Raw genomic sequence first — 12,487 nt, forward strand, 5'->3', positions numbered from 1 at the left:
CGAGCCCCTAATTCCCGTCATGCTGAGGAGGCCGCGAAAGCGGCCGTCTCGAAGCACGACGGCCCGGCTCTCGGCCGTGCATCCTTCGAGACGCGCGCAAGAGCGCGCTCCTCCAGCGACAACGGCAAAGCCGTTGCGCGGGGATGACGGAACTAGGAATCGAACCCACCGCGCCTCCAGAACGACCAATCTCCTGATGGCACCGGCCGCCCGGAGGTCGCGCATGGACTGGACCTGGTATCTGTTCGGCTTCAAGGGCCGGATCAACCGAGCCAAATACTGGCTATCGGCGCTCGTCCTCGCCGGCTGGATGCTCCTGATCGGATGGATCGTCTATCTCTGCCTGCTGCTGATGGCGAACGGCTACCTGCCGGCCCCCGCCTCGATCCATTTCGGCACCGATGCGATCTTCGCCCTCCTGGACCCCGCGACGTTCCACATGCCGACGCGCGCGGACATTATCCCGATCTTCGTTCAGGTGATTGGAACGCCGGTCCTGCTCTGGATCTTCCTCGCGACCTCGATCAAGCGGCTGCACGACCGTCACAGGAGCGGATGGTGGATGGTGCCGTTCTTTGTCTATCCCGGCCTCTACAGCCATTTCCAGGGCCGGCTTCCCGATTCCTACGTCGTGCTCCCGTTCGCCCTTGCCGCGGCCGTGCTGCCGATCTGGGCCTTTGTCGAACTGGCCTGCCTCAAAGGCAGCCGCGCAAGCAACCTGTTCGGGCCCAATCCGCTCGGCAAGCACCAGATGCGCCCGCGCAGCGACCGCGACGTCAGGCCGCGCTCCACGCAGGGCTGGGACCAGGAGCGCGAGATCGAAATGGTGCCGCACAGCGCTAGCCCGCCGCCGGGCATGCATGTTAAGCGAGGGGCATGACCGATGCCGTTTCCATCACCCGCGATCTCGTCCGCTGCCCGTCGGTAACGCCCGCCGACGCCGGCGCACTCGGCGTGCTCGAAAACCTGCTGAAGGAAGCCGGCTTCGACGTCCATCGCGTGACGTTCTCCGAGCCCGGCACCGCCGATATCGATAACCTCTATGCCCGCATCGGCAGTGATGCGCGGCACATCACCTTCGCCGGACATACCGATGTGGTGCCAGCAGGCGATGAAACGGCCTGGACGCTGGGCGCGTTCTCCGGCGAGGTGAAGGACGGCTATCTCTATGGCCGCGGCGCGGTCGACATGAAGGGCGGCATCGCCTGCAGCGTCGCCGCGGTGCTGCAATATCTGAAGGACAATGGCGGCAAGCCGCAAAAGGACGGCAAGGGATCGATCTCGTTCCTGATCACCGGCGACGAGGAAGACATCTCCGTCAACGGCACCATCAAGCTCCTGAAATGGTGCGCCGAGCGCGGCGAGAGGTTTGATCATTGCGTGCTGGGCGAGCCCTCGAATGTCGAGGTGCTCGGCGACATGATCAAGATCGGGCGCCGCGGCTCGCAATCCGGTACGCTCTATGTCGATGGCGTGCAGGGCCACGTCGCCTACCCGCACCGCGCATCGAACCCGGTGCCCGACATCTCGCGGCTGATCACAGCGCTGAGCGATGAGCCGCTCGATCATGGCAGCGCGCAATTCCAGGCCAGTAACCTCGAATTCACCTCGGTCGACGTCGGCAACACCGCGAGCAACGTGATCCCCGGCCAAGCGCGGGCAAAATTCAACATCCGCTACAACGACAACCACACCCAGGAGAGCCTGCGGCAGCTCGTCGACGCGCGCCTCGCAACAGCCTGCGGCAACCGCATCCGCGCCCGCATCGTCTGGGAGCCGTCGAACTCCAACGTGTTCGTCACCAAGCCGGGCCCGTTCACCGACCTCGCCGTCTCGGCAATCGAGGAGGTGACCGGCCGCAGGCCGGAGCTCTCGACCTCGGGCGGCACGTCGGACGCACGCTTCATCTCGACCTATTGCCCGGTGATCGAGTTCGGCCTGGTCGGCCAGACCATGCATCAGGTCGACGAGCGCACGCCGGTGTCCGACCTCGAGAAGCTGACGAAGATCTATCGCGGCGTGCTAGACCGGTATTTCGGGTAGTGTTCGGTGATCATCGTCCGCCTGCGCGGGGTATGACGGTGGACTGAGGCGTCAATAATCCACCCGCATCAGATACAGCCCTTCCGGCGGCGCGACCGGGCCGCAGGCGGCGCGGTTGCGGGCGGCGAGCGCGGCGGCGAGATCGTCAGCGCTCCAGCGGCCCTCGCCGACCCAGACCAGCGAGCCCACCATCGAGCGCACCTGGCTGTGCAGGAACGAGCGCGCCGAGGTCACGATGTTCACGGCATCGCCGTCGCGCGTGACATCGAGCTGGTCGAGCGTCTTCTCCGGCGACTTCGCCTGGCACTCGGTATCGCGGAAGGTCGTGAAATCGTGCTTGCCGAGCAGCCGCTGCGCGGCCGCATGCATCGCGCCCGCATCGAGCGCGCGCGGTACCCGCCAGACGCGCCCGATGTCGAGCGCGAGGTTCGCGCGCGTGTTGACGATGCGATAGAGATAGTGCCGCTTCACAGCCGAGAAGCGCGCCTCGAAATCATCAGGCACGATATCAGCGGCGAGCACGCCGATCGGATTCGGGCGCAGATGTGCGTTCAGCCCGTCGCGCAAGCGGCCCCGCGGAAAATGCTTCGCGATGTCGCAATGCGCGACCTGGCCCCGCGCGTGCACGCCGGCATCGGTGCGGCCCGCGCCATGGACGCGAACGTCCTCGCCGCAGATCGCCTTGACCGCGGCTTCCAGCGCACCCTGCACGGTCGGCGCGGTGTCCTGGATCTGCCAGCCGGAGAACGGCGTGCCGTCATATTCGATGGTGAGCTTGTAGCGGGGCATCAGGCGAGTCGTGCAGGCGGCTTTAGCGGCGTGCCGCGCAGGAAATCCGCCGCCTTCATCGGCGCCTTGCCGGCGCGCTGCAATTCGAGGATCCGGATCGCGCCCTCGCCGCAGGCGATCGCGAAATTGTCGTCGAGCACGTCGCCCGGCGCGCCTGCGCCCTTGGCAAGCTCACAGCGCAGGATCTTCAGGCGCACCGGCTCACCCTCGCCGGCGAGTTCGCACCAGGCGCCGGGGAACGGCGAGAGCCCATGGATGTGGCGCAGCACCGCATGCGCCGGCTTGCTCCAGTCGATCCGTGCCTCGGCCTTCTCGATCTTGGCGGCGTAGGTGACGCCGTCCTCGCTCTGCCTTTTGAGCTGCAATCCGCCGCGCTCCAGCGCACCCATCGCGCGCACCATCAGGTCGGCGCCAAGCGGCGCCAGCGCATCGTGCAGGTCGGATGCCGTCATATTGTCCGAGATCGCGAGCCGTTCGACCATCGCGACGTCGCCGGTATCGAGGCCGACGTCCATCTTCATCACCATCACGCCGCTCTCGGCATCGCCCGCCATGATGGCGCGGTTGATCGGAGCCGCGCCGCGCCAGCGCGGCAGCAGCGAAGCATGCAGGTTGAAGCAGCCGAGCTTCGGCGCATCGAGGATTGCCTGCGGCAGGATCATGCCATAGGCGACGACGACGGCGGCATCCGCCTCGTGCGCGCGAAGTTCGTCGAGCGCTTCCGGCGTTTTCAGCGTCTTCGGCGTCAGCACGGGAATGCCGAGCCGCCGCGCTTCCTGCTCGACCGGCGTCGGCTGCAATTGCAGGCCACGCCGTCCGCCCGGCTTCGGCGCGCGGGTGTAGACGGCCACGACCTCATGGCCGTGGGCCACGAGCTCCAGAAGCGTCGGCACCGCGAAATCGGGCGTGCCCATGAAGATCAGACGGAGAGGCATGAGGTCGGGCTCGGCAGGAGTTGGAGTTCTCCGTCATGCCCGGACTTGACCCGGGCATCCACGTCTTTGGTACCAGCGAAGCAAGACGTGGATGGCCGGGTCAAGCCCGGCCATGACGCGTCTGGGGAAGCGGCAACGGCTACTCCGCCGCGCGCTTGGCGGCCTTCTCGAATTTCTTGAACACGCGGTCGCGCTTCAGCTTCGACAGATAGTCCACGAACAGCACGCCGTTGAGGTGATCGATCTCGTGCTGGATGCAGGTGGCGTAGAGCCCATCGGCATCCTCTTCATGCAGCTTGCCGTCGAGGTCGAGATAGCGCACGCGCACCCGCGCCGGGCGCTCGACCTCCTCGTAATATTCGGGGATCGAGAGGCAGCCCTCTTCGTAGACCGACGTCTCTTCCGAATGCGAGATGATCTCCGGGTTGATGAACACGCGCGGCTGCCGCGTGGTCTCGCCGTTCTCGTCGGGCTTGGCGAGGTCCATGGTGATCAGCCGCAGCGGCTGCGCGATCTGGATCGCCGCGAGCCCGATGCCGGGCGCGTCATACATGGTCTCGAACATGTCGTCGGCAAGCTTGCGGATCTCCGGCGTCACCTTCTCGACAGGCTTCGACACCAGCCGCAACTGCTTGTCCGGCAGGATGATGATTTCTCTGATGGCCATGCGCGCGATTTAAGCCGTGGACCTCCGGGGGTCAATGCGGACCGGAACCGGTTAAGCCGGCGTTAACCACGTTTCTTGACGTCCCGTTAACCACGAAAATTTACCTCGGGTTAGCCATAAATGTTCCCTCTTCGTTCGCGCCTGACGGCGAATCGGCTACAAAGGCCGGCATGAATGAGATTCTTTTCATGCTCGGCGAGCTGCCGTTCCGTGTTTCCGACGCGCTGATCGCCTTCGGCGCGCTCGCGCTCATCCTGCTGCTGGTGATCGCGATCGTGATCGCGCGGGCGAGCCGGCGTGGCGCGGAACTCGCCATGGCCCAGACCATCCGCGCCGACGAGCTTGAGGAACGGCTCGCCGACATGCTGCGCGCCCAGAGCGAGGCCTCGGGGCGCGTCGATGCCATGGCGCAGGCGCTGGCCGGCCGCCAGGTCGAGATGGCGCGCGCCGTCAACGAGCGGCTCGATTCGGTGACCCACCGCGTCGGCCGGTCGATGGAGCAATCGACGCGGAACACGATGGACTCGCTGCGCGCGCTGCACGAGCGGCTCGGCATCATCGATCACGCGCACAAGAACCTCACCGACCTCACCACCCAGGTGACGACGCTGCGCGACGTGCTTGCCAACAAGCAATCGCGCGGCGCGTTCGGCCAGGCGCGGATGGAGGCGATCGTCCAGGACGGGATGCCGAAGGGGTCCTACGAGTTCCAGTATACGCTCACGACGGGCAAGCGACCGGACTGCGTGGTCTTCCTTCCCGACCAGCGCCCGCTCTGCATCGACGCGAAGTTTCCGCTGGAGGCGATGACCGCGCTGCATGATGCGCGCAGCGACGAGGAACGCCGCTTCGCCAGCCAGCGGCTGCGCGCCGACGTGCTGAAGCATGTCAGCGACATTGCCGAAAAATATCTGATCACTGGTGAGACCCAGGACACCGCGCTGATGTTCGTGCCGTCGGAATCGGTCTATGCCGAAATCCATGACGGCTTTGACGACGTGATCCAGAAAGCCTATCGCGCCCGCGTCGTGCTGGTGTCGCCGTCGCTGTTGATGCTGGCGATCCAGGTGATGCAGCAGATCCTCAAAGACGCCCGCATCCGCGACGCCGCCGACCAGATCCGCAACGAGGTGATGCATCTCGGCGACGATCTCGGGCGGCTGCGCGACCGCGTGCTCAAGCTGCAGAACCATTTCGGCCAGGTGAACGAGGACGTCAGGCAGATCCTGATCTCCGCCGACAAGATCGAGAAACGCGCCGGCCGCATCGAGGAACTCGACTTCAGCAAGTCCGACGCTCCGGTCGAAGTTCCCCGCTTCGTCAAGAGCACGACACCCGAACTGTTCCCCGCCCCCCGCAAGCTGCAGGCGGGGGAGTAGTCTCAGGCGCTGATTTCGCCACATAATCGCTGTCATCGCCCGGCTTGAAAGCCGGGCGATGGGAGTCTTTTTGTGGCCGAATCTGCTACCAACTCACGAATGACCACACCTGAAGCCACGTCAAACGGGTCTGCCAACAGGGTACCGGCACCGCTGTCCGCCTCCTGGCGCGACAGTCTTGCGGTCTATCTGCAGCCGCGCGTGCTGATCGTGATGCTGCTTGGCTTCTCGTCAGGCCTGCCGCTGGCGCTGTCGGGCTCGACCCTGCAGATCTGGATGCGGGAGTCCGGAGTTGATCTCGGCGCCATCGGGCTGCTGGCGCTGATCGGCACGCCCTACACGCTGAAATTCCTCTGGGCGCCGCTGGTCGACGCGTTACATGTGCCGCTGTTCACGCAGGCGTGCGGGCGCCGCCGTGGCTGGCTGGTGTTCTCGCAGCTCCTCTTGATCGCGGCGATCCTCGTGCTGGCGCTGGCCGACCCGGCTCGGTCGCCGGGATACGCCGCCTTCGCCGCGCTCCTCGTCGCAACGACCTCGTCGACGCAGGACATCGTGGTCGACGCCTTCCGCGTCGAGAGCCTGCCTGAGAGCGAGCAGGCCGCCGGCATGGCGTCCTATGTCGCCGCCTATCGCATCGGCATGCTGGTCTCGACCGCCGGCGCGCTGTTCATCGTCAGCGGCTTCGAATCGGCCGGCCTCGCCCGCGGATCGGCGTGGATGTGGGGCTATGTGGTGATGGCCGCGCTGATCCTGATCGGCACCATCACCGCGCTTGCCGCGACCGAGCCGCCCCAATCGAAGGGGGCCGAGGCGGCGACACATGCGCGGAATGCGGCCGAACGGGTGCTTCACGCCGCGCTTGGCGCATTCTCCGAATTTCTGAACCGCAAGGATGCGTTCGCCGCACTCGCCTTCGTGGTGCTGTTCAAGTTCACCGATGCGTTTTCCGGCACCATGACCGCGCCGTTCGTGATCGACATCGGCTTTTCCAAGGTCGACTACGCGGCGATCGTGAAGGGCGTCGGGCTCGCCGCGACCCTGATCGGCGGCTTTGCCGGCGGCTTCGTCGCGCGGCGCTATTCGCTCGCGACCAGCCTGTGGATCGGCGGCGTGCTGCAAGCGATCGCCAATTTGTCGTTCTCGTGGCTGGCGCTGGTCGGCGTCAATCAGTGGGCGCTGGCGCTCGCGATCACCTGCGAGAACTTCACCAGCGCGATCGGTACCGTGATCTTCGTCGCCTATCTCTCGGCGCTGTGCCGCAACCCGCTGCACACCGCGACCCAATATGCACTGCTGACCGCGCTTGCAGCCGTCGGCCGCACCTATCTGTCATCGGGCGCGGGCTATGTGGCGAAGGCGGTAGGTTGGCCGGTGTTCTTCGTGATCTGCGTTGTGGTCGCGATCCCGAGCCTGATCCTGCTCGGCTGGCTGCAGCGGCGCGGTCATTTTGACGAGATCGGACCGGTGAAGGTCTAACTCGTGTTCCGTAGCCCGGATGAAGCGAAGAGTAATCCGGGAAGATATCTCAGCTGCGCGACTGTCCCGGATTTCGCTTCGCTCCATCCGGGCTACAAGCAACGGTTCGCTACTTCGTCACCACGCTCCACTTGGTGATGATGGCTTCGCTCATCTGGCCGACATCCTGGGCGCAGGCGACCTCGTCGACCTTCACCGAGATTTCCTTGCCGACAAGGTTCTTGAGCTGCGTGGCCTGAGCGTCGCTGGTGGTGACGAGCTGGAAGGTTTCGGGGCCGGTCTCGAGGTTGCAGAGGCCGTTCGGCGGCGGCAGGCGGCGCGGCTCGCTGGTGAGCTGGTAGGTCGCAACCTTCTTGCCCTTCTTGCCGTCGCGGACGCGCATGGCGTTCAGTTCCCCTGACAGCACGTCGCCGGCATTGATCGGCTTGCCCGGCTTGGACGACGGCTCGGCCTGCTGCGCCATCGCGCACGGCGCGGCCAGTGCCGCCGCCAGAATCGCAAAGCCCAAGCGTACGCCGAATCGGTGTTTCGTCATGTCGAATGGTTCCGTACCAGAAGTGTTCAGAGCGCGATCGCCGTCCCCGAATCGCCGCCCACCCTATCATATTGTGTTAGCAAGACCTTTTCGGAGCCCTCGGGGCCGCCTTTGGGGTCATGGCCGTCCGGGTTCCGGATCGTGCCCTAGAACAGCGTCCGCTGTCGCATGGCAGCCGATAGCGTACCTTCGTCGAGATAATCAAGCTCGCCGCCGACAGGCACGCCATGCGCCAGCCGCGTCACCCGCACATTGGCTTCCGACAGGAGGTCGGTGATGTAATGCGCCGTGGTCTGGCCGTCGACGGTGGCATTGAGCGCGAGGATGATCTCGGTGACCTCAGGCGCATGCGCCCGCGCCACCAGCTGATCGATGGTGAGATCCTGCGGGCCGACGCCGTCGAGCGGCGACAGCGTTGCGCCGAGCACATGGTAACGGCCGTTGGTCGCGTTGGCGCGTTCCAGCGCCCAGAGATCGGCGACGTCGGCGACCACCACGATGATCGAGGGATCCCGGCGCGGATCGGTGCACACCGTGCAGGGATTTTGCGTATCGATATTGCCGCAGGCCTTGCAGACCTGGATTTTCTCGATCGCGACCTGCAGCGCCGACGTCAGCGGCGTCATCAAGGCTTCGCGCTTCTTGATCAGGTGCAGCGCCGCGCGCCGCGCCGAGCGCGGGCCCAAGCCCGGCAGCCGCGCCAGCAACTGGATCAGGCGTTCAATCTCGGGGCCGGCAACGCTTGCAGCCATTTAGGTGAGACCAAGTCCCGGCGGCAGGCCGAGCCCGCCCGTCAGCGCCGCCATCTTCTCCTGCATCGCAGCTTCCGCCTTGCGCCGCGCGTCGCCATGCGCGGTGACCAGTAGATCCTCCAGCACTTCGCGCTCCTCCGGCTTCATCAGCGACGGGTCGATCTTGACGCCCTTCACTTCCATCTTCGCGGTCATGCGCACCGCGACGAGGCCGCCGCCGGAGATGCCCTCGACCTCGACATGGCCGAGCTCTTCCTGCATCGCCTGCATCTTTGATTGTAGCTGCGCTGCCTGTTTCATCATGCCGAGAAAATCAGCCATGTGTGCGTCCCCGTAACCAGATCAATCGTCGTCGCTGTCAGAACTCTCGATGGGGTCTTCGCCCGTAGCATCGGCCTCCGGCGGCTCGACGGCAAGGCGGCGAACCTCAACAACCCGTGTGCCGGGAAAGCGCGCCAGCACCTCCTGTACGCGCGGATCGGCTTCGGCGGCACGCTGGTGCTCGCTGCGCGCCAACTCGTTCTGCGACCGCACCGTGGGCTGGCCGGCTTCGTTGGAGATGATGACGGTCCAGCGCCGCCCTGTCCACATCTCGAGCTTGCGCGAGAGATCGGTGACGAGGCCGCGCGAGGCCTTCGGCTCCAGCGCGATCTCGAGCTGGCCGTCCTCGATGCGGACCAGCCGCACGTCGGCCTCCAGCGCGCCCTTGGTCATGAGATCGCGCTTCTCGCCGGCGAGCGCGATCAACTGCGGAAAGCTCGTGATCCGCAACGCCGGCGCGGCGCTGGCGTCGGTGGCGGCCGCCGCCATTTGCGGCCGCATGGCGAGGTCGGCGCGCGGACCGGCCTGCGGCGCACGGACCGGCATTGCGGGCATCGCCGACATGGTCGAATTCGGCGCACCGCGCGACGGCGCGGCGCTGCCCGACACCGCCGGCGCGGCACCGCCGCCATTCTGCTCGATCATCCGGATCACCTCGTCCGGCGTCGGCAGGTCGGCGACATAGGCGATCCGCACCAGCACCATTTCCGCCGCCGCGGCGGGCCGCGTCGCGATCTGCACCTCGGTGATGCCCTTGAACAGCATCTGCCACATCCGTGACAGCACGCGAAACGACAGCTTCGCCGCGAAGTCGCGCGCGCGCACGCGCTCGGTCTCGCCGAACGCGACATTGTCCGCGGTCGCGGGCACCGCCTTCACGCGGGTGACGAAATTGACGAACTCGGCGAGATCGGACAGCACTACGACCGGGTCGGCACCGACGTCGTATTGCGCGCGGAACTCGGCGAAGGCGCTGGCGATGTCGCCGCGCGCCAGCGAATCGAAGAGATCGATGACGCGGGTGCGGTCGGCGAGCCCGAGCATCTGCCGCACCGCGTCGGCCTTCACCAAGCCCGCGGCATGCGCGATCGCCTGGTCGAACAGCGACAGCGAATCGCGCACCGAGCCTTCGGCGGCGCGGGCGATGATGCCGAGCGCCTCGGGCTCGACCTCGACGCCCTCTTTCGCGGCGATGTTGCCGAGGTGCTTCATCAGCACGTCGGCTTCCACGCGGCGAAGATCGAAGCGCTGGCAGCGCGACAGCACCGTGACAGGGACTTTGCGGATTTCGGTGGTGGCGAACACGAACTTGGCGTGTTCCGGCGGCTCCTCCAGCGTCTTCAGGAACGCGTTGAAGGCCGCGGTCGACAGCATGTGGACTTCGTCGATGATGTAGACCTTGTAGCGCGCGCTCGCCGGCGCGTAGCGCACGCTGTCATTGATCTGGCGGACATCGTCGACGCCGGTGTGGGAGGCGGCATCCATCTCCAGCACATCCATGTGCCGGCTTTCCATGATCGCCTGGCAGTGCACGCCGAGATCGGGCATGTGGATGGTCGGCCCCGGCACCGAGCCGTCCGGCTTCTCGTAGTTCAGGGCGCGCGCCAGGATGCGCGCGGTCGTGGTCTTGCCGACCCCGCGCACGCCGGTCAGGATCCAGGCCTGCGGTATCCGCCCGGTCTCGAACGCATTCGAGACGGTGCGCACCATGGCCTCCTGGCCGATCAAATCCTCGAAGTTGGAGGGGCGGTATTTGCGGGCAAGGACGCGGTAGGGCTTGGCCGTATCCGGCACCCCGCCAAGGTCGAGCCCGCCCTGGTTTGCGCCGTCGGGCTGATGGGAAGGGGCGCCAGCGTCGTTCATGCGTCGATCCGCAACTTGATCTCTCTTGGCAGCCGGCGTGCGGATAGGAGCCGAAATCAAGCGCCGGGCGCGGGGACCGCCATTCCAACGCGATTCGCTCGGAAAAACGAGTAGGAGACTGACGAGCGACCCGATCCGGACCTCGTTAGGGCTGCTTCCTTCCGGACCTGACCCGGTTGGCGAGTGGCTCGTCCACCGCCAATCTCCCGGTCCCTATTTGGGGCCAAAAGGGCCGGAAAGCAAGCGGCCTGACAGGGGGTTTCTGGGACTTGTAAGGGAACATGGAAAGGCATTATTTGCCCCTCATGCCCGCCTCCAATTGGACGCTGCATTCGCAGCTCAAGAAAGACACCATCGACATCGGCGACCTGCCGCTGTGCAAGGTGCTGGTCATCAAGGACGCGCACTATCCCTGGCTTTTGCTGGTGCCGCGGCGCGACGGCGCGGTCGAGATCATCGACCTCGACGAGGTCGAGCAGGCGCAGCTGATGACGGAGGTGTCCCGCGTCGCCCGGGCCCTGAAAGACATCACCAAGTGCGACAAGCTCAATATCGCCGCCCTCGGCAACCTGGTCCCGCAGCTTCACGTCCACGTCATCGCCCGCCGGACCAGCGACGCTGCATGGCCGCGTCCCGTTTGGGGCGTGATGCCGCCGCTGGCGCATGACGTCGAGGAAGTGCAGAATTTCATCAGCGCGCTTCGCCGCAAGATCTGGTTGGGTTGAACATAGATGTCCGCATTCGATTCATTTCCGCTCGGGAAGCCGGCCTTCGTCACGCACATCCTGGATCGCGCGGCGCATTTGCGCACCAATGACGAGAAGCTGTTCGCCCTCGAAGGTCACCGCGAGGCCCGCGCCTACGTGATCTATCGCGACTCGCTGGTGGTGAAGCAGGAGGACGGCGGCGCCCGCGCGCTGCTCTCGCTCGACGAGGCACGTGGCTTCGGCGCCAATCCCGGCACGATCTTCTTAGGCTTGCGCGACGGCGCGCCGGTCTTCGGCATGGGCATCGCCCCTCAGGCCGCCGAGCAGCTGGTCGGCCGCAGCGATGTCACCGTGACCGAATTGCGCGGCATGGCGATGCAGGGCGTGGTGCCGCCCGAGCAGCTTTCAGCGATCGCGATGGCAAAGTCGATGGTGACCTGGCATCAGCGCCACGGTTTCTGCGCGAATTGCGGCGCACGCACCGCGATGAGGGAGGGCGGCTGGAAGCGCGAATGCCCGAGCTGCAAGGCCGAGCACTTTCCGCGCACCGACCCGGTCGTGATCATGCTGGTCACCCACGGCGACAAGGTGCTGCTCGGCCGGCAAAAGCAGTTCCCGCCCGGCATGTATTCCTGCCTCGCGGGCTTCGTCGAGGCGGCGGAGACCATCGAGGATGCGGTGCGGCGCGAGATTTTCGAGGAATCCGGAATCCGCTGCACCGACGTCAACTACTACATGACGCAGCCCTGGCCCTATCCGTCATCGCTGATGATCGGCTGCACGGCGCGCGCCACCAACGAGGAGATCGTGGTCGACCGCGCCGAACTCGAGGATGCCCGCTGGTTCGACCGCGAAGCGGCGACGCTGATGCTGAAGCGGCAGCACCCCGAGGGACTCGCCGGGCCGCATCCGTTCGCGATTGCCCATCATCTGCTCGGGCGATGGGTGCATCATGGAGACGCCTCCGGAAAATAGCGGAACCGGACATGGCTCTGCCGATTAAATCGGAACACAGGTTCT

13 protein-coding genes and 1 other RNA gene are annotated in these 12,487 nt (G+C 65.8%); 6 read left to right on the forward strand and 8 right to left on the reverse strand.

The genetic code is table 11. From position 1 onward, the window contains the following. Positions 1-223 precede the first annotated feature (223 nt). On the forward strand, positions 224-880 hold the full coding sequence (locus ACFFWD_RS06680) for a DUF805 domain-containing protein (RefSeq protein WP_376962691.1): 657 nt from the start codon (positions 224-226) through the stop codon (positions 878-880). Beyond that, on the forward strand, positions 877-2,043 hold the full coding sequence (dapE, locus tag ACFFWD_RS06685; protein WP_376962693.1) for a succinyl-diaminopimelate desuccinylase: 1,167 nt from the start codon (positions 877-879) through the stop codon (positions 2,041-2,043). Before ACFFWD_RS06680 ends, dapE begins: the two co-directional genes overlap by 4 nt. Positions 2,044-2,094: 51 nt before the next feature. Here dapE and truA read toward each other — a convergent pair whose 3' ends face one another. From truA to def, 3 genes are all read right to left on the reverse strand, one after another. Next, complete coding sequence (gene truA, locus ACFFWD_RS06690) at positions 2,095-2,832, reverse strand: tRNA pseudouridine(38-40) synthase TruA (protein WP_376962695.1); 738 nt, start codon at positions 2,830-2,832, stop codon at positions 2,095-2,097. Beyond that, positions 2,832-3,767, reverse strand: a complete 936-nt coding sequence (gene fmt, locus ACFFWD_RS06695; protein WP_376962697.1) for a methionyl-tRNA formyltransferase — start codon at positions 3,765-3,767, stop codon at positions 2,832-2,834. Before fmt ends, truA begins: the two co-directional genes overlap by 1 nt. A 139-nt stretch (positions 3,768-3,906) precedes the next feature. Then, positions 3,907-4,434 (reverse strand): peptide deformylase, encoded by a 528-nt coding sequence (def, locus tag ACFFWD_RS06700; RefSeq protein ID WP_376962699.1) that lies wholly within the window; start codon positions 4,432-4,434, stop codon positions 3,907-3,909. A 170-nt stretch (positions 4,435-4,604) separates the two neighbouring features. On the opposite strand from def, the gene ACFFWD_RS06705 reads away from it, so the two are divergent. Beyond that, complete coding sequence (locus ACFFWD_RS06705; RefSeq protein ID WP_376962701.1) at positions 4,605-5,813, forward strand: DNA recombination protein RmuC; 1,209 nt, start codon at positions 4,605-4,607, stop codon at positions 5,811-5,813. A gap of 99 nt (positions 5,814-5,912) precedes the next feature. Then, positions 5,913-7,289, forward strand: coding sequence for an AmpG family muropeptide MFS transporter (locus tag ACFFWD_RS06710; protein WP_376962703.1), 1,377 nt, complete (start codon positions 5,913-5,915; stop codon positions 7,287-7,289). A 109-nt stretch (positions 7,290-7,398) separates the two neighbouring features. Here the strand turns inward: ACFFWD_RS06710 and ACFFWD_RS06715 are convergent, their stop codons facing one another. The 5 genes from ACFFWD_RS06715 to ffs all read right to left on the reverse strand — a co-directional run bounded on the left by ACFFWD_RS06715 (position 7,399) and on the right by ffs (position 10,967). Next, complete coding sequence (locus ACFFWD_RS06715) at positions 7,399-7,824, reverse strand: hypothetical protein (RefSeq protein WP_376962705.1); 426 nt, start codon at positions 7,822-7,824, stop codon at positions 7,399-7,401. Between the two features lie 146 nt (positions 7,825-7,970). Next, positions 7,971-8,576: a recombination mediator RecR gene (recR, locus tag ACFFWD_RS06720; protein WP_376962707.1), complete on the reverse strand. Its 606-nt coding sequence runs from the start codon at positions 8,574-8,576 to the stop codon at positions 7,971-7,973. After that, positions 8,577-8,897, reverse strand: coding sequence for a YbaB/EbfC family nucleoid-associated protein (locus tag ACFFWD_RS06725; RefSeq protein WP_376962709.1), 321 nt, complete (start codon positions 8,895-8,897; stop codon positions 8,577-8,579). 21 nt (positions 8,898-8,918) lie between these two features. Continuing rightward, the gene (locus tag ACFFWD_RS06730) at positions 8,919-10,760 is read right to left on the reverse strand and encodes a DNA polymerase III subunit gamma/tau (RefSeq protein ID WP_376962711.1); all 1,842 of its coding nucleotides are present in this window, start codon (positions 10,758-10,760) and stop codon (positions 8,919-8,921) included. Positions 10,761-10,870: 110 nt separating this feature from the next. Then, an RNA gene (gene ffs / locus ACFFWD_RS06735) (signal recognition particle sRNA small type) lies at positions 10,871-10,967 on the reverse strand. 98 nt (positions 10,968-11,065) lie between these two features. Between ffs and ACFFWD_RS06740 the strand changes: the two genes are divergently transcribed. Then, entirely contained in the window at positions 11,066-11,485 is a 420-nt protein-coding gene (locus tag ACFFWD_RS06740; protein ID WP_376962775.1) for an HIT domain-containing protein, read from the forward strand. Positions 11,486-11,491: 6 nt separating this feature from the next. Continuing rightward, the gene (nudC, locus tag ACFFWD_RS06745) at positions 11,492-12,442 is read left to right on the forward strand and encodes an NAD(+) diphosphatase (RefSeq protein ID WP_376962713.1); all 951 of its coding nucleotides are present in this window, start codon (positions 11,492-11,494) and stop codon (positions 12,440-12,442) included. The last annotated feature ends 45 nt before the right edge of the window (positions 12,443-12,487 follow it).

It is taken from the genome of Bradyrhizobium erythrophlei (assembly GCF_042430365.1).
Classification (GTDB): domain Bacteria; phylum Pseudomonadota; class Alphaproteobacteria; order Rhizobiales; family Xanthobacteraceae; genus Bradyrhizobium; species Bradyrhizobium erythrophlei.